The sequence below is a fragment of the Anaerobium acetethylicum genome (assembly GCF_900096945.1).
Lineage (GTDB): Bacteria > Bacillota > Clostridia > Lachnospirales > Lachnospiraceae > Anaerobium > Anaerobium acetethylicum.
Map to the genome: position 1 here is coordinate 34201 of NZ_FMKA01000003.1, position 17865 is coordinate 52065.

The 17865-nt window shown below is 46.6% G+C and carries 20 protein-coding genes; all 20 read right to left on the reverse strand.

Translation table 11 applies throughout. The features are described 5' to 3' along the window. Position 1: 1 nt before the first annotated feature. The 20 genes from flhF to fliI all read right to left on the reverse strand — a co-directional run bounded on the left by flhF (position 2) and on the right by fliI (position 17859). Positions 2–1111: a flagellar biosynthesis GTPase FlhF gene (flhF, locus tag BJR36_RS04330; RefSeq protein WP_091230665.1), complete on the reverse strand. Its 1110-nt coding sequence runs from the start codon at positions 1109–1111 to the stop codon at positions 2–4. Beyond that, on the reverse strand, positions 1108–3144 hold the full coding sequence (gene flhA / locus BJR36_RS04335; protein WP_091230668.1) for a flagellar biosynthesis protein FlhA: 2037 nt from the start codon (positions 3142–3144) through the stop codon (positions 1108–1110). The genes flhF and flhA overlap by 4 nt, the downstream gene beginning before the upstream one ends. 37 nt (positions 3145–3181) lie before the next feature. Next, positions 3182–4327, reverse strand: coding sequence for a flagellar biosynthesis protein FlhB (flhB, locus tag BJR36_RS04340; RefSeq protein WP_242875452.1), 1146 nt, complete (start codon positions 4325–4327; stop codon positions 3182–3184). 2 nt (positions 4328–4329) lie between these two features. Then, complete coding sequence (gene fliR, locus BJR36_RS04345; protein WP_091230671.1) at positions 4330–5109, reverse strand: flagellar biosynthetic protein FliR; 780 nt, start codon at positions 5107–5109, stop codon at positions 4330–4332. Positions 5110–5113: 4 nt separating this feature from the next. Continuing rightward, positions 5114–5383, reverse strand: a complete 270-nt coding sequence (gene fliQ, locus BJR36_RS04350; RefSeq protein WP_091230674.1) for a flagellar biosynthesis protein FliQ — start codon at positions 5381–5383, stop codon at positions 5114–5116. Between the two features lie 179 nt (positions 5384–5562). Further along, a complete protein-coding gene (fliP, locus tag BJR36_RS04355; protein WP_091230676.1) occupies positions 5563–6384 on the reverse strand; it encodes a flagellar type III secretion system pore protein FliP in 822 nt (273 codons plus the stop codon). Continuing rightward, a complete protein-coding gene (locus tag BJR36_RS04360) occupies positions 6362–6763 on the reverse strand; it encodes a flagellar biosynthetic protein FliO (RefSeq protein ID WP_242875453.1) in 402 nt (133 codons plus the stop codon). Before BJR36_RS04360 ends, fliP begins: the two co-directional genes overlap by 23 nt. 3 nt (positions 6764–6766) lie before the next feature. Next, the gene (locus BJR36_RS04365) at positions 6767–7129 is read right to left on the reverse strand and encodes a response regulator (RefSeq protein WP_091230679.1); all 363 of its coding nucleotides are present in this window, start codon (positions 7127–7129) and stop codon (positions 6767–6769) included. 66 nt (positions 7130–7195) lie between these two features. Continuing rightward, the gene (gene fliY, locus BJR36_RS04370) at positions 7196–8455 is read right to left on the reverse strand and encodes a flagellar motor switch phosphatase FliY (RefSeq protein ID WP_091230681.1); all 1260 of its coding nucleotides are present in this window, start codon (positions 8453–8455) and stop codon (positions 7196–7198) included. Between the two features lie 4 nt (positions 8456–8459). Next, the gene (fliM, locus tag BJR36_RS04375; protein WP_091230684.1) at positions 8460–9440 is read right to left on the reverse strand and encodes a flagellar motor switch protein FliM; all 981 of its coding nucleotides are present in this window, start codon (positions 9438–9440) and stop codon (positions 8460–8462) included. Positions 9441–9486: 46 nt separating this feature from the next. Next, a complete protein-coding gene (locus BJR36_RS04380; protein ID WP_091230686.1) occupies positions 9487–9996 on the reverse strand; it encodes a flagellar basal body-associated FliL family protein in 510 nt (169 codons plus the stop codon). Between the two features lie 15 nt (positions 9997–10011). Further along, entirely contained in the window at positions 10012–10800 is a 789-nt protein-coding gene (locus tag BJR36_RS04385; protein ID WP_091230688.1) for an OmpA/MotB family protein, read from the reverse strand. A gap of 2 nt (positions 10801–10802) precedes the next feature. Beyond that, on the reverse strand, positions 10803–11594 hold the full coding sequence (locus BJR36_RS04390) for a motility protein A (RefSeq protein ID WP_091230690.1): 792 nt from the start codon (positions 11592–11594) through the stop codon (positions 10803–10805). A 13-nt stretch (positions 11595–11607) separates the two neighbouring features. Continuing rightward, complete coding sequence (locus BJR36_RS04395) at positions 11608–11820, reverse strand: flagellar FlbD family protein (protein WP_091230692.1); 213 nt, start codon at positions 11818–11820, stop codon at positions 11608–11610. Positions 11821–11900: 80 nt separating this feature from the next. Beyond that, positions 11901–13256 carry a flagellar hook protein FlgE gene (locus BJR36_RS04400; RefSeq protein WP_091230694.1) on the reverse strand — a complete coding sequence of 452 codons (1356 nt, stop codon included), beginning with the start codon at positions 13254–13256 and terminating at the stop codon, positions 11901–11903. Between the two features lie 131 nt (positions 13257–13387). Next, positions 13388–13840, reverse strand: coding sequence for a flagellar hook assembly protein FlgD (locus tag BJR36_RS04405; RefSeq protein WP_091230697.1), 453 nt, complete (start codon positions 13838–13840; stop codon positions 13388–13390). Between the two features lie 13 nt (positions 13841–13853). Beyond that, complete coding sequence (locus tag BJR36_RS04410) at positions 13854–15236, reverse strand: flagellar hook-length control protein FliK (RefSeq protein ID WP_169823587.1); 1383 nt, start codon at positions 15234–15236, stop codon at positions 13854–13856. Positions 15237–15238: 2 nt separating this feature from the next. Beyond that, positions 15239–16078, reverse strand: coding sequence for a MotE family protein (locus BJR36_RS04415; RefSeq protein WP_091230702.1), 840 nt, complete (start codon positions 16076–16078; stop codon positions 15239–15241). Positions 16079–16090: 12 nt separating this feature from the next. Next, positions 16091–16537 carry a flagellar export protein FliJ gene (gene fliJ, locus BJR36_RS04420; protein WP_091230705.1) on the reverse strand — a complete coding sequence of 149 codons (447 nt, stop codon included), beginning with the start codon at positions 16535–16537 and terminating at the stop codon, positions 16091–16093. An 8-nt stretch (positions 16538–16545) separates the two neighbouring features. Further along, positions 16546–17859 (reverse strand): flagellar protein export ATPase FliI, encoded by a 1314-nt coding sequence (gene fliI / locus BJR36_RS04425; RefSeq protein ID WP_091230707.1) that lies wholly within the window; start codon positions 17857–17859, stop codon positions 16546–16548. Positions 17860–17865: the final 6 nt, after the last annotated feature.

The following is a 17865-nucleotide window of genomic DNA, read 5'->3' on the forward strand; positions in this document are numbered from 1 at the left end:
CTTACTTCCCTCCTAAAAGCCGTTTGACGATACTCTGCCCATTGAACTGCTCGATATCGTCAGGTACATTCTGGCCACAGGTTATATATGACATTTCCGCACCCGAATGCAGCTTAATATTCAGCAGATTCCCCAGCTTCGCCGTTTCATCGGTTTTTGTGAAAATCAGCTTGTAATCAGCCATTCCCGCATATGCCTGGGTAATCTCGATCAGATCGGCGTACTTTGTTGTTGCGCTGACCACCAGGAATACCTCGGTCTCAGCTTCCTGGTCCATGGAATCCAGCAGATTTTTAATCTCGCCTTTCTGGTCCTCGTTCTTGTAAAAATGACCCGCCGTATCGACCAGGATAAGGTCATAGTCTGCGTAATCCTCTTCGGCCTGCTGAAGCTCCTCAGGCGTATAGATTACCCTGAAAGGGATATCCAGGATATTTGCATAGGTTCTGAGCTGTTCCGCTGCAGCGATCCTATAGGTATCTGCGGTAAGAAGCACCACTTTCTTCTTTTCCTCAACGCAGAATCTGGAAGCGATTTTTGCGATGGTAGTGGTTTTTCCGACCCCGGTGGGTCCGATGAAAAATACGGTTTTTGGCTTCTGGTCCGAAAGGGTGATCGGATTTGCCTCTCCGAATTTCAATATCATTTTCTGGTAAATGCCTGCCAGTATGGATCCAAGCTCAGCTTCGCTCCTCATATTCTGGTCAATCTCTCCGATAATCTGGTTTGCATATTTTTCGTCTACTTCATTTTCAATCATGGTGCTGTAGATCAGCTGCATGCAATGAAATGCTTCGCTCTTTTCCACGGCCTCTTCTTTCACTGCGTCTGAACCAACTTCCCTTTTCAATTCGCTGCCGGTTGCCGTCTGGCGTTCAAGCATGCTCTGGAGACTGTCCAGGCGTTTTTCAATGGCAGAGGTTTCTTTAAGAACATCTTCCGGTTCTTCAAGCGCTGCCGTGACCTCAGTGGTGCCTGACCTGAAAAATCTGAATATTCCTTTCGGCCTTGTTATTTTTACATTCATGACGATTGCGGTGCTTCCCAGCTCTTCCTTTGCCTTTAGAACAGCCTCCGCTTCCGTCCTGCCCTGATATTTTTTTATGATCATGATTCGGTCACCATCCCTACTGACTGTAATTCAACGTTGGAATCTATTTCGTTGTATGATACTACGATTAAGTCTTTAAAATAATCCTCTGTAAGCTTTTTAAAATACATCCTTACGATAGGGGACGTAATGACAATTGCATTCCTTCCGAGATTTTCAAGCTTTTTGATTTCCTGCTCGACGGATGCAAGGATGCCCTGCGTCCTTTCCGGGTCCAGTGAAAGATATGCTCCCTGTTCCGTCTGCTTGACAGAGCCCATGATATCCTGCTCAATCTTCGGATCCAGGGTGATGACGCTGGTCGCCTCTCCAGCTGGAAAATATTTATGGGAAATAGCCCTCTTCAGACCCTGCCTTGCATATTCCGTCAGTATGTCCGTATCCCTCGTTATTCCCGCATTGTTTGAAAGCGCTTCGAAAATCGTCAGCAGATCTCTGATTGAAATGCCTTCTTTCAGGAGGTTCTGCAGCACCCTCTGTATCTCGCCAAGTCCGAGTGCCTTTGGAACAAGTTCCTCGATCAGCGCCGGATTCGACTCCTTCAGGTTGTTCACGAGATTCTGGACATCCTGTCTTGTAAGAAGCTCGTCTATGTGTGTCCTGATGATTTCCGTCAGGTGGGTCGCTATAATGGACGGCGGATCAACTACCGTATAACCCAGGCTTTCCGCCCGTTCCCGCTGTCCCTCTGTAATCCAGATAGCCGGAAGATGGAAGGATGGCTCAAATGTAGGGATTCCCGTGATTTCCTCCTCCACGAACCCCGGATTCATGGCCATGTAATGGTCAAAAAGAATTTCCCCGCTGCTGACCTGTACACCTTTTATTTTTATGATATACTGGTTCGGGTTCAGCTGAATGTTATCCCTGAGGCGTATGATCGGTACGATTGTTCCAAGTTCTATGGCTATCTGCCGCCTGATCATGACCACCCTGTCAAGAAGGTCGCCTCCCTGGTTTACGTCAGCCAGTGGTATGATTCCGTATCCGAATTCCAGTTCTATCGGATCCACCTGCAGCAGCGAAACCACGTTTTCGGGCCTCCTGATTTCTTCTGCCTGGCTTTCGTCAGCGTCAGCCTCCTGCTCTATGGCTGCGATTCCCTGCTTCTTATCTGCCCATCTTCCTGCCAGTATAAACATGATTCCTTCTGCCACAAAAAGGAAGGTGCTCAGGGGCGTTGCTATACCAAGAAATATCAGCGTTCCGCCAACCATATAAAGCACTTTTGGCAGAGAAAAGAGCTGCCCGATGACTGCGGAGGTGAAGTCCGCTTTGTTGCTTGCTTTCGTGACGATAATACCTGTTGAGAGGGAAATCATCAATGACGGGATCTGACTGATCAGACCGTCGCCGATCGTCAGAACAGAATATTTTGCAAGAGCCTCTGCCACAGGCAGTTCCTGCCTCAGTACGCCGATCGAAAGTCCTCCGACAATATTGATGACCGTGATGATGAGGCCTGTTACCGCATCCCCCTTCACATACTTTGTCGCACCATCCATGGCACCAAAGAAGCTTGATTCCCTCTGCAGGTTTTCACGCCTCTCCCTTGCCTCCGCATCGCTTATGGCACCGGTATTCAGGTCCGCATCTATGGCCATCTGTTTTCCGGGCATGGCGTCCAGTGAAAATCTTGCTGAAACTTCAGCAACCCTCTCCGATCCCTTGTTGATGACGATAAACTGCACCAGGATCAGTATGATGAATATAATTACTCCAAGAATCATATCTCCGCCGCCTACGAATTCGCCGAAAGTCTCCACCACGTTGCCTGCGTCTCCTTTTGTCAGTATCAGCTTCGTGCTTGAAACATTAAGCGCAATCCTGAACATTGTCGTGAACAGGATGATTGTCGGAAATGCCGACATGCTAAGGATGTCCTTCGAAAAAAGCGCCGTAAACATGATCACCATGGAAACGGAAAGATTGACGGAAAGCATAACGTCCAGAAGCAGTGACGGGATGGGGATGATTAAGAATACGATTGCCGCCATTAAAAACAGGCCTACTCCCAATTCTGATTTTTTCATCTCCACTCCTCCTTTCTTTTCTAAATGAAATTTTATCCTACTGCTTCTTCAAGCTGTATACATATGCCAGGACTTCCGCTACCGCCTGGTAAAGTTCAGGGGGAATTTCAGCATCAACATCGACATTATGATAAAGCATTCTTGCCAGCGGCTTGTTTTCTACTATTTCTATCTTGTTTTCCTTCGCTGTCTCTTTTATCTTCATAGCCAGGTAGTCTTCCCCCTTCGCTATGACGACCGGTGCTTTTGATGCCTCCGTGTCGTATTTTATGGCAACTGCAAAATGAGTCGGATTTGTGATTACTACGTCGGCTGTGGGAACAGCTTTCATCATCCTCTTCTGTGAGGCCTCCCTCATCCTGCTCTTTATTTTCCCTTTTATTTCAGGATTTCCTTCTGAGTTTTTGTACTCGTCCCTGACCTCCTGCTTCGTCATTTTCAGATCTTTTTTTAATTTGAACTTCTGGAATGCATAATCTCCGAAACCGATGATCAGATATATGAAGCTGATCTTCAGCCCCAGACTGATCACCATATCGCAGACCATTCCAATGGCCGTAGGAAGAGGCATATCGTAAAGAATGAACATGAACCCCATCTGATCCTTCAGCGTGTCATAGGCAACATAGGAAATTACCCCTATTTTGAGAATTGATTTTACAAGCTCTGCCAGGGACTGCACTGAAAACATTCTTTTAAATCCGGAAATCGGATTGATTTTGCTCAGCTTCGGCATCATGGGCTTGCTGGTGACTTTCCAGCCTACCTGTACGATATCCGCCGCAATTGCCGTTGCTGTAGCTATTATGAGTACAGGGGCAAGTATGGCGAGTATTTTCAACGCCATCAGATTCATCAGCGCCCCAGCACCCTTTACCGTAAGCGTTCCGCTGCCACCGGCCAGTTCAGGGATTTTTCCGTATATGGATCTGAACACGTCCAAAAAATCCTGAGCCATGCTGCCTCCAAAATATTTCAGAATCATGAAAAGGGCTATCAGGGCCAGGGCGGACCCAAGTTCCTTACTTTTTGCGACCTGTCCTTCTTCTCTTGCATCCGTCATTTTTTTTGCTGAGGCAGGCTCGGTCTTTTCCCCGCCGCCTCCGTCTGCCGCAAAGTACTGCAGATTATAGCGCAATAAATTTTTCGGCATCTCGTCTCTGTGCATGTTTCTCATTTCCATAATCAGTACATTCCTTTAATAAAAGCAACTATCATTTTCTTCATTGCGGTGAAGATGAAATCCGAGATTCCAGGAAGCATCCCCACAGTCAGGAGCAATATTGCAAGCCCTGCAAGAATCTTCAGCTGCATTCCTACCACAAATATGTTCATCTGGGGTGCAACTTTTGCAAGGATGCCAAGGACTGCATTGATGATCAGATTCACTGCAAATACAGGCAGCGCAATGCGGAATCCGATTACTGTGAAATCCGTCATGAATCCCATCATGGAGGAATACAGGCTGCCGGTATCGAATATGGCTCCTCCCACCGGCACCAGCGTAAAGGAATCAGCCAGGACACGGATCAGGTAATGATGCATATTGGTTATGATCAGCAGCAGCATGACGAAATAGGAATACATGGTGCCCGAAATGCTCGATTCCTGCCTGCTGACCGGATCGAACATCGTCGCCATGGACAGGCCGATTTCCATATCAATCAGCCTTCCCGCAAACAAAACGATGGAATTGCAGATGCTGGCTGCAAACCCTATGAGCAGCCCCGTAATTCCTTCTTTCAAAGCTATAACAGCAAAGCCTGTAGCCGATGCATATTCCAGGGTGCTTTTGGGAACCACCTGAAAAAGCACTACAGAGACAAATATCGAAAAACCTGCTTTTATCCTCTGTGGGGTGTCACTAGAACCGAAAAAAGGTGCCAGAAATACGAATGAGGCCATCCTCACCAGTATCAGCAGAAAAAAATCGAAATTCCCAAAATTGAATGTTATATCCGCCATTATTCTAACCTATGTATATGCTGAAGTCAGACCACAGCCTGACAACATAATTGTTGATGACCGTCATGATCCAGGATCCGAATATCATGATCCCGACAAAAACCGCCAGAATCTTGGGGACAAAAGTCAGCGTCTGTTCCTGTATCGAAGTGACAGTCTGAAATATGCTGATCACAAGCCCTACTATAAGGGAGATCAGCAGCAGAGGCGCTGACGTGATAATCATTATGTACAAGGTTTCCCTTGCTAAATCCATTACAGCTTCCTGTGTCATATGACCACTCCTTCATCATTCATTATAGTAACTATTCAGGACTACGTCCTTCATAGTCACAGATGATGCACACAAATTGCAAAATCGGCAATTTGGCACACGCATGTCTCGGGTTTTTATGCAAATTCAGCATAAAAAACACCTCGCGAGACAGGGGTTCTGAACAGTTACCATTTATATCAGTAAAATGTTTTCACAAGGCTTCCTACTATCAGATTCCATCCATCTGCCAGTATGAACAGCAGAATCTTGAACGGCATGGATATCGTCGTCGGCGGAAGCATCATCATTCCCATGGACATGAGGGTTGAAGCCACAACCATATCGATTATAATAAAAGGGATGTAAATCAGAAATCCAATTATAAAAGCCGTACGCAGCTCGCTTATGATAAAGCTTGGGATGAGTACGGTTGTCGGTATGTCTTCCGTTCCCTCTGCTTCTGTGATGCCGGCGATATCGAGGAAAAGCTTCAGATCTTTTGTCTTTGTCTGCTCGTACATAAATTCGCGGAGGGGTTTAAGTCCCACTTCCAAAGCCTGTTCCTGGGTGATTTCGCCCCTGTCAAGAGGCTTGATTGCCTGTTCGTTTATCTGTGTGAGTATGGGGCTCATGATGAAAAAAGTCAGAAACAGCGACAGCCCGATCAGAACCTGATTAGGCGGCGCTGACTGCGTGGAAAGTGCGGATCTTGTAAAATGCAGCACAATCAGTATCCTTGTAAACGAAGTCAGCATAATCAGAAGAGAGGGTGCAAGAGATATGAGTGTGAGGATGATCAGCATCTTCAGGCTTCCTGACAAAGTGGTTCCCCCACTGTCGTAGGATATGTTCAGCCCTGTGTCTTCCGTCACCGCGTCAGGCCCGCTGCTGTCGGAAACCGGATTTCCGGCAGTTGCGTATGCAGTTTCATGCACTCCTGATGCAAGGAGCAAAACCGCAACTATTCCGATTATGATATTTAAAAATAACTGATGTTTACCTTTTGCTATTCTGAACATGCTGACTCCTACCTGCTTTTTGGGATTTTATTTTTTTCAGCACATCGCTGAAGCTTTCACCCGGTACCGGATGTTCCGCCTGCATCTCTTTTATACTGCTTTCTTCCAGCTTTGTGAGCATTGTAACAGAATCCTTGCATACTGCTATGAGCAGATATGCATCTCCTGCTTTTACGATCTGGAGGCATTTGTTGTTAGTCAGCCTTGTCGTTTCCAGAACCTGGATGTTTTTATGCTGCTGCTGTCCCTGCTGGTATTTTCCAATCCATCTTGTCGTAAAATAAGTCACCGCCAGCACAAAAAGGAAGATCAGCAGGACTGTTATAAGCTGAATGAAGCTCTCCAGTCCGGAGCTTCCTGTAATAAGCACCACCATCATTCGTTAACCGACTACCTTTTTTACTGCTTCAAGGACCCTGTCTGCCTGAAAAGGCTTTACAATAAAATCTTTTGCGCCTGACTGTATCGATTCGATTACCATTGACTGCTGTCCCATTGCTGAACACATAATTACAACTGCACCAGGATCAGCCTGCTTGATTTTCTTTAAAGCCTGTATGCCATCCATTTCCGGCATTGTAATATCCATCAAGACCAGATCCGGCTTTGTTTCGCTGTATTTCTCAACAGCCTTGATTCCGTTTTCCGCCTCGCCGGCAATGTTATATCCATTTTTCGTAAGTATGTCCTTGATCATCATTCTCATAAACGCCGCATCATCACATATTAAAATATTCTTTGCCATACTATCACTCCTGCTTTCTATTTATTATGGTTTATTCTCAACTATTCAGGACCATGTCCTTCATACTCACAATATTTCCGTTATTCTTATTCCGAAGTTTTCTTCGATTACAACCACTTCACCTTTGGCGACAAATTTGCCGTTAACCAGCACATCTACCGGCTCGCCTGCTATCTTGTTCAGCTCTATAATGGTTCCTGGCGAGAATTCAAGGATATCATGGATCGACTTCGTGGTCCTTCCAAGTTCGACTGTTACTTCAAGCGGTACATCCATAATCAGGTTTATGTTTTCCGGGTTGTTTGGAATATTGACATTATTGGAAAAAGACTGGAACTGGGCCTGTTGAACATTTACATTCGGCTGCATGTACGGAGTTTGCATTCCCATGTTCGGCATCTGCATTCCCATATTCGGCATCTGCATTCCCATATTCGGCATCTGCATTCCCATATTCGGCATCTGCATTCCCATGTTCGGCATCTGCATTCCCATGTTCGGCATCTGCCCTCCCATGTTTGGCATCTGCATCTCCATTTCCGGCATCTGCATTCCCATTTCCGGCACTGTTTCAGGCTGTGGCTGGGGAGTCGGCATCATCTGAGGCTCTGCCGGTTCATCCTGGGTTCCGCCTGACGACATGCTCATGGTCTCCTTGAACCTGTTATAGAGTTCTATGGCAAACTCAAAGGGATAAAGCTGCATGATCTCGCTGTCGACCAGACCCTCTATCTCCATCTTGAACCCGATCTTTACAAATCTTCCAGCCAGAAATTCTGATATTTCAGCACCGTCAGCGGCATCCTCAAGATTGATCAGACACGCAGTTGGCGGGCTGATATCTATCTTTTTATTCAGCATCGAGGAAAGCGATGTTGCCGAGGATCCCATCATCTGGTTCATGGCCTCGCTTATTGCACTCAGATGTAGTTCCCCAAGTTCGACATCTGTATTTGTTCCATCCCCTCCCATCATCAGGTCGGTTATGACTTTTACGTCTTTTTCTTTCAAAACCAGGATATTATTTCCATCCAGACCCTGTTTATAGGAAATCTGTATGAACACACATGGCCTGTCATAATTTGCAACAACGTCATCCCAGGTAGCATAGGACACTACCGGCGTAGTGATCGTCACCCTTCTGCTAACAAGAGAATAAAGGGTAGTAGCTGCAGTTCCCATGTTAATGTTTGAAATCTCTCCTATGGCATCCTGTTCTTCAGGAGTCAGGGTCTCTTCAGTTATCCCCTGGCCTGCTTCATCATCATCGAATGCCATACTGCCCAGTAATGCGTTTATTTCTTCTTGCGACAGCATACCGTCCATTCTTTTACTGCTCCTCTCTAATAACTGATGTAATCCTTACTGCATATGCATCTCCTGATGCACCGGGCAGGGCCGTGAATTTCCTGATATTTCCTACGTATACATCTAATTCCTGTTCGACCTTCGTATTTATTTTTATGATGTCCCCGGTCTGGAGGTTCATGAAATCACTTACCGATATCCGGCTATTCCCAAGCACTGCTTTAATCGGCAGCTCTGCATTAGCGATCCGCTCCTGAATCTCTTCCTCATGGCTGCTCTCATCTTTTGTCTGCATATTGGAAAACCAGAATTTCGTATTGAGCTTATTCATGACGTCTTCCAGTACCATATAAGGAAGGCAGATGTTTATCAGTCCCTGCACAGGGCCTATTTTCAGGTTGATTGTTACTATGGCGATCATCTCGCTTGGTGAGATGATCTGGGCAAACTGAGAATTGGTCTCTATCCTCTCCAGTCTGGGTTCTGTTTCCACAACATTCTTCCAGGGGTTCCTCAGAAGATTGACTGCCATATTCATGACACGTTCAACGATTGAGAGTTCGATTTCAGTAAATTCCCTGTTTTTTTCCAGTATAACGCCTTTGCCTCCCAGCATCCTGTCTACGATGGCATATCCCATGTTGGCAGACAGTTCGATGATAATGTTTCCCTGAAGCGGCGGCATACTGACAATTCCAAGCAGTACAGGATTTGAAAGTGCATTTGTAAATTCAGAATAGGTTGCTGCTTCAGAATTCACCACTTCCGCCAGGACGTTTGACCTTAAATATCCAGGCAGATTTGTAGATAACAGTCTTCCATAATGTTCAAATATGATTTCCAGCGTCCTGAGATGTTCTTTTGAAAATTTTGCCGGTCTTGCAAAATCATAAGGCTTGACCAGTCTTTTTTCTGTTTCCTTAATCTCATCCGCATCTATTTCACCGGAGCTCAGTGCCTGCAGCAGGCTGTCAATCTCGTTTTGGGACAACACTTCTCCCATTTGTTTCCACCTCCTTATCGCTTTTCTATCTGGACAATCTGCTACATTACTGGAATATAATATCCCTGAAAGCGACATCGATAATGAACTTGGAATCAAACATCTCCTGAAGGGCTGTCAGAATCTCAGTCTGCACCCCCTCCGTGTTCCCCTGAGCCTCTTCTATGGTGCGGCTGGAAATAATTTCAATCACTCTGCTCTTAATCAGACTTTCCTTTGTTGCGACTGCGTCTTTATACTGCTCATAATCCGGATCTTTCGAGTTCATCGAAATGGAAACAGAGGCTACCGCATAATGTGCTGCACCATCATCTCCTTTTGCAAGGTTTACTGTCAGCTTGTCTGCAATATCGTAAACTTCAATATTTGCTATATCAACTTTGCCGGTGGCTTCTTCCTCGCTCTCCAGTTCGAGATCGACCAGACTGCATATTTTGGTTACAAGGGTGTCCGTCTTTTTTGCTGCCGGAAGAACGGCAAAAATAATAACCGCATTCATGACTGTATTCATTAGAACAAGTGCAAGAATCATCATGCTCAATAGGTTCTTTTTCATCCTGTTACTCCTTTATCATTCACTCAATGTATTGTAGATCTTGATTTCGACACGTCTGTTTCTGGCTCTTCCATCGGCAGTTGCGTTATCCGCAACCGGCACATATTCTCCCCGGCCCGAATATTTCAGTTTTTCCGGCGATAGTCCCTTCTCATTGATCAGGTATTCCGAGACCGAAAGGGCACGGAACGTAGACAGTACATTGTTATTTTTATATAGCGGGCTGCTGATCGGAACGTTGTCAGTATGGCCTTCTATTTCAATCACATGGTCCGCATACTGCAGAAGAATGTTCCCCACCCGGTCTACAATATGCAGGGACTCCTCCCTGACCTCCGCTTTTCCCGAATCGAAGAGCAGTGCCCCGTTCAGCGTCAGCCTGACATACTGGGTTGTAAAGTCAATCCGTACCTTATCCGCAATCCCGCTGCTTTCAACTGCTTTGGTGATATCCTCCGACATCTTTTCCGATTCAGCCAGCTGGGCCTTTTTGAATTCCTCTTTGTCATCAGTCTCTTCGCCTTCCTCAGACCTGCCCATGGTGCTGAAATATTCATCAAGAAGATTCAGCTGGGTAGTGCCGCTCGATACCAGTACACCCTCTCCGATTCCGGTGCCTCCGCTCTGAAAGATGCTGAAACTGCTCGCAAAGGAAGCCGCTACTTCTGCGTACTTCTGCGCATCAATGTTCGACATGGAGAATAGAAGCACGAAGAAGCAAAGGAGCAGATTCATCAGATCCCCGAATGTTGCCAGCCACGGGGCAAGGCCCTTTGGAGGGTCTTCCAGTTTTCTTCTAGCCATACTTACGCACCTCCGACAGCTTCCTGCATTTCCAGACGCTGCTTAGGAGATATAAAGGATTTGAGCTTTTCTTCGATAACTCTTGGATTTTCGCCCGCCTGTATGGAAAGCAGCCCCTCGATCATCACTTCCTTAATCATGATTTCTACATCGTTCTGATACTTCAGCTTCGCTGCAACTGGCGTCCCTATCCAGTTGGCCAGCATAGAGCCGTATAAAGTCGTTATGAGGGCAATTCCCATGTTCGGACCTATCGATGCAGCATCATCCAGCCTCTTGAGCATGTTGATCAGTCCGATCAGCGTTCCGATCATACCCCAGGCCGGACCCATCGTCGCTATGTTTTCCCAAAATCCGATTACCACCTTATGCCTGCTCTCGATGCAGGTAAGTTCTGTTTCGAGAATCGCACGGACAAGTTCCGGATCGGTACCGTCAACAATCAGCAGAATTCCTTTCCTTAGGAACTCGTCTTCCAGATTGTTTGCAGCTTCTTCCAAAGAAAGAAGCCCTTCTTTACGGGCTACATTTGAAAGTTCAATAATACTCTTTATGGTTTCCGCCTCATTGACTTCTGCCGACTTAAAGACCAGTACAAACCCTTTTAATCCCGTTAAAAAATCCTTCAGACTATAGGCTGCAAGAACAGAAAAAAGCGTGCCTCCAACCGTTATATATACAGATGGGGGATCAACGAAGTTCCCCAGCGCGGAAAAACCGTCAACACCCGATACAATTCCGTATATGATAATTAAAATGCAGCCTGCCAAACCGATAATTGATGCCAAATCCACAAACGTCACCTACCTAATCTATTTCTTTTGTTTTATTTTCAGAAATCGTCACAACTTCTCTTTTATATGATATTACTAAATTTCTGACTTCCTGTCTACTTTCTTTTACGATTATTTTTTTTCCGTTTACAAATGTAATCACTGTATCCGGAGTTTCCTCAACCGTTTCCATCAGCTCGGCATTAACCAGGATTCTGGATCCATTCAGTTTTGTCACTTCTATCATAAGATTCCCCTTTCAGCCGGGCACCAGTTCTGTGCATCGCTCTGCGAGTTACTGGTCACAGAGCGAACACTGGCCTGATTTTATCTCTTCAGGTTAATAAGCTCTTCAAGCATGGAATCTGATGTCGTTATAATCCTTGAATTTGCCTGGAACCCTCGCTGCGTCGTAATCATTTCGGTGAATTCCGATGAAAGGTCGACATTTGACATTTCGAGCACGCCTGTAGCCATGCTTCCTCCGTTGGCCGTTATATCCTGCCCTACTCCGTCAAATTCTCCCGAATTCAGGGATGAAGCATAGAGATTTTCTCCTTCTTTTGAAAGGCCGGAGGCATTGGAAAAGTTTGCAACTGCTATCTGGCCAAGGGTCTTCGTATCGCCATTGTCGTAGGTTCCATGAATCATGCCGTTTGAGGATATGCTTACTCCGATCATGGCTCCAAGCTTCTTTCCTGCCCCAAGGCCGTTCAGATCGCCTGAGGATGCGCCGATTGTTGAGGATCCTCCATTGTTGAACATCCTTGTAGTGCTGAAGTCCAGATTGATATCCGAGAAGTTTCCTCCCAGGGAGGCCATTCCGAGATTGATGGTATTGCCTGAAGCCGTTCCGTCCGTCGATATTCCGCTGAACACGCCTGTTGAGGTATCGAAGGTCATAGTAGCTGCAATCCCGTCTGCCCCCTGCCCGCCGAGTGTTGGGAGCGTCATGCCGTCTTTGATAATTGAATTTCCTTTGGAATCCAGAATGTCATCAAGTTCTACGCTGTAAACACCGTCATCAGCTGTCGAATGGATAGATAACTTTGAAGTATAGGCATATCCCAGATTATCGTAAAAGGAAAGATTGATGACCTGTCCGTTTTCACTGGATACATTTGTATTATTCTTGTCAATGATTCCTCCTACAATGGCTTCAGAAGTAGCTGCCGGCGCCGCAGTCTGGTTTTCCTCCGACATGATGTTCAGAGCAGAAACCGTATCCTGCTTGATGCTGCCAGTCGCCTTGTCGACCTGCCATCCCATTACATTGTATCCTGTGGATGTCATTGCCAGATTTCCTGCACCGTCAACATAGAAAGCGCCGGCTCTGGTGAAATAGTTTGTTGTCCCATCGTTGACAATAAAAAAGCTGTCACCGGTTATTTTGATATCAAAAGGATTTCCCGTTGTCTGGGAAGCACCTGCTGTGGTAATGCTTGTATTGATTGCGCCCGTGGTAACGCCGAGACCTATCTGTTTTGCATTTGTTCCGCCTGTTCCTGTAAGGGCATTCGCGCCTGAAGCGCCCTGTGTCGTCTGATACATGATTTCACTGAAGGTTACAGAACTGGATTTATATGCTACAGTATTGACGTTTGCGATGTTATTACCAATAACATCCATCTTGGTCTGATGTGTCTTTAAGCCTGACACGCCAGAATAAAGTGATCTCATCATAATTAATTTCCTCCTGAAATTTTAAAGTTTTTTACGGCTTCCTGCCAATCGGGATATTTTCCGTCTATTTCATTCCTTTACTGTAACTATTCAGGACTAAAGGGGGTTCTGAACAGTTACCATTTACTTATCTATACTTCTGCTTCCAGCCCGGCCAGATACTCCTCATCGATTACCGTATCCAGATTTTCGATTGCATACAGGGATCCGCCAATCGAGAGATAGGCTTTCCCGTTTTCTATTACTGTGAAGTCGACCTTTCCCGATACATAGGATGTTTCCCCTGTAGTGTCGGATACCGACCTGACGATTACATTCTCTCCGACCAGGCCCGATGCCTGCTGGACCGACATGCTGGAGGAAAGGTTCTGCATCTCCTCAAGTTCCGAGAACGTTGCCAGCTGTGCTATATATTCCGTATTTGAAGTAGGTTCAAGCGGATCCTGATACTTCATCTGTGCCACGAGAAGCTGTAAAAAGGCTTCTTTATCAAGGGCTCCCCCGCTCACCTGCTTTACAGATGATTTTACTGTCGTTTTTGTTTCCTGTATAATTCCATCTTTGACTGCTGCTGCAAGACTCATTGATTTCTCTCCTTTAAGCTGTGTAATCCACACTGTTTCCGTTTCTCATCATGATATTTGCCGTAATCGCCTCTTCCTCAGACATGATGCTCCTGTCATTTCCAATCAGTTCCCTGAGATCAATGCTCCTTCGGCCCCTGTTCCCGGACTGCTCCGGATGTCCGGAACTGTTTCCACCCTGTCCCGGGTCTCTGCCGGTCTCATGGCTTTCCACGGTAACTTCTATGGATTCAACCTTTACTCCCTGGTTCCCCAACGTTTCCCTGAGCTGGACCAGCTGGCCTTCGATTGCTTCTTTTACCGCCTGGTTCTGGGCAACAAACTGCGCTGATACCGCTCCATCCCTGCTTGACAGATGAAGAGTCACCTTTCCGAGATTTTCCGGATTCAGCTGCATTTCTATACTGGTAGTGTCAGGCCTGACAGCTATCCTGATTTCTTCACTGATCTGTCTGACGATATTCTGCACATCCTCTGCGGTCTGGCCTGAAGCTGCAGCCACTTCGGAAATCCGGTTCATAAGCGTTCCTGCAAATCCGCCTCCATCGCTCTGGGTGGTTCCAGATTCTCCTGTTCCTGCATTCTGGCTGCCTTTATCCGTAACGCTCATCTCGCTGCTGATCTCCACTTTCAATTCTACCGCCCCGTCACTTACAGATGTCCCCTGTGGAGATTCAGCTTCCTTCTGCACAACGGCTGACGCCTGAATTCCAGATGGTGTCACATCCGCCTGTCTTTTCGATTCGCTGTACATCTGCGTCATCAAGGAAAACTCTTCTTCGGAAAGGCCGGAATCCTTCCTTGCATCTTCCTTCAATTCATTCATTGCTCCCGCCAGCTCCATGTAATCTTTATACAGGCCGCTGTCGGTTATGAGGGAAGCCATGTCAGTGCCGCCCGACAAAGCGACAGCAATTTTTGCAAGACTTGATGGATTAAGAAGCTCCATTGCCTCCATACCCATATTCTCCATTATTTCCGTGAGGTCTTCCTCCGATATGCCGAATCTGTCCATAATGAGTGCTTTTATATCTGCCTCCAGTTCCCTTGTGGCATCCTGCATCTCTTGTGCTGCCTCCGGGGAATCCGTTTCAGACAGCTTCTGTATATTGCTGCCGTTATCAGACACGGGCTCCGCAGCATCCTCTTTCATCATGCTGTCTGACCCTGATATTTCTTCCTCACGATCCGCATCTTCACAAACTCCATAGTCTTCGGAATCCGTTTCCTGTTTTAGGACCTTTTTGTTTTCCAACGAAGCCTCTCCGACATTTCCTGCCGAAGCCCCGTCCATAAAGCTTTTGAAAACCGGGCTTTCTGAACGCTCCATTTTTGCTGTTGCCTGCAGGCCTCCCCGGCCCGTCGGACCGATGCCCGCAATCACTGCTCCTGTCATCCTCATCCTCCTTTCTGTGGTGCCATGATTTTAGTGATTTTGGCCGCTATGTCTGGATCCATCGCTCCCAGTATCTCACCTCTGGCATCCGTACTGATATTCTCAAGTATCTGTGCTGCCAGGTCTGTGTCATCCGTCATCGCCTCGAGAATTCCTGCTGCCTGTGCAGGCTTCATTGCCCCATATGCACCTGCATACTCCCTGACCTGGGCAGAATACGCTGTCTGCTGCACAATCTGTTTATAAAGAACTTCCGCATTTGCCGGATCGATCGATTCATAATATTTCTGATATTCACTGATGTCAGGGGCATTCTCGGTAAAAACCACCTCATTATAGAATTCCGATTTTACTGACTCGAATTCAGCCTGACTGCCTTCAAAGGCTTTCAGCCTGTCTATCTCCGCATTAAGCTGTTCTATAGTTACTTTATCGGCATTTTTTTCCTCCTGAACAACCTGAAGCTCCAATTCAAGAGATTTTATCTGCTCCACAGCCTCCACAAGCGTTGCATAAGGATAACCTTCCTCCGCATATTCTTCCTCCCGGGACGGAAGTATACTGTTTATTACCGGTACATCCTTCAGAATCGGACGAAGAACCGTGGAACCGAAGCCCCCCACATCCCATTTGATCAGCAAGGCGAAAATGGCGAGCCATACGATTATGATGATCATGGTCACAAAAAAGACTGCGCCCCTGTTTTCTTCTCTTTCGTCGTCACCGTCCGTCTTTCTCGCTGCAGGCCTTATCACTTCCTGCTTGCGGGATTCCCTTTTCTTTCTGCCAGTTCCCTTTTCCTCTGTCGTTTCCTCCAACAACCCTTTTCTCTCCTGCGCCATACATCCACCTGCCTAACTGTTCCTATTGCTATAGCTGTAACTTACCAGTTCGTCGTTTTCCCTGCTTTCCTGGCTGTTGAGCTCTTTCCTAAACTCTTCAAATGCATCCTCTTTCAGTTTTTCATGGGTCTTCCTGGCGACGATGACCTCGTTCAGCGTAAGCCTCGCCTGCTCCAGGTTCTTTTCAGACACTCTGATCTGAATGAGCTGGTTCTTTATCTCTTCTTTGATTCTCTCGATTTCCTGCCTGACATGCCTTATACGGGCAAGATTCAGGATACCGCACATGAGCTCCCTGGCCATATCCTCATACATGAGCTTCCGGTTTCTCAAGCCTTCCAGCTTTTCCTGTTCGACGTCGAGCCTCACCCTGGCTTCGGAATATCTGGTTTTTGCCTGTTCCTCAAGTTTATATTTGACATCAAGTATATTCTGCATTTTATAGATAAATTTAGCCATCGCTCCACCTACTCATCAAAAATTTCGTTTAGCATTCTTATGACTTCCCTGAATTCGACTTTATCATCCACATCCTGCTTCAGGAATTCATTGACCTGGTCGATTTTTCCCACTGCATAATCAATATTTTTATTCGATCCTTTTTTATAGGCCCCTATGTTTATGAGATCTTCAGCCTCATTATAGGTTGCCAGAACATTCTTGAGCCTTCCCGATACGGTTTTATGCTGTTTATCAGCAATCTTGCTCATAACACGGGAGATGCTCTGCAGCACATCGATAGCCGGATAATGATTCTTATGGCCCAGCTTCCTGGACAGCATGATATGACCGTCAAGTATGCTCCTTGCCGTGTCCGTTATGGGCTCATTGAAATCATCTCCGTCTACGAGTACCGTATAGAGCCCTGTTATGGATCCCTTGTCTGAATTGCCAGCCCTCTCCAGGAGCTTTGGCATTTCAGCATATACGCTCGGCGGATATCCCCTTGTAACAGGCGGTTCCCCCGATGCAAGTCCGATCTCCCTCTGTGCCATGGAAAACCTGGTAAGGGAGTCCATCATCAGAAGCACATCTTTCCCCTGGTCCCTGAAATACTCCGCGATAGCCGTTGCAGTCTTTGCAGCCTTATTACGGATAAGGGCTGGTTTATCAGAAGTTGCAACAACAACGACCGAGCGCTTCATTCCTTCCGGACCAAGGTCATGTTCAATGAATTCCCTTACTTCCCTGCCCCTTTCACCGATCAGGGCGATCACATTGATTTCAGCTTTGGTGTTTCTCGCAAACATGCCGAGAAGGGTGCTCTTGCCGACACCGCTCCCCGCAAAAATCCCGATCCTCTGGCCCTTTCCAACGGTGATCAGAGCATCGACGGCCTTTACCCCAAGCGGAAGAATCTCAGATATGATAGCCCTTTCCATGGGATCAGGCGGCATCGCTTCAACAGGATAGTATGCTGCCGCAGAAATCTCCGATCCATCCAGTGGGCGGCCAAGCCCGTCAAGGGTCTTCCCAAGAAGGTCATCTCCCACCGGTACAGAAAGGGTATGGCCGGTGTTCTCCACCACGCATCCGAGGCCGATTCCTTCAACGCTGTCAAAGGGCATAAGAAGAATCTTCTTATCCTTAAAGCCGACGACCTCTGCAAAAACATACTTCTTCTCATACCCGTCTGCCACAATCCTGCACAGATCATTGAGCTTTGCATCCGGTCCTGCCGATTCAATCGTAAGCCCGACAATCTTCACAACACGGCCAAGCTTTTTATAATAAATTCTTTCAGATAATTTTCTGTATTTTTCTAAATCTGCCGTTTCCAAATCACA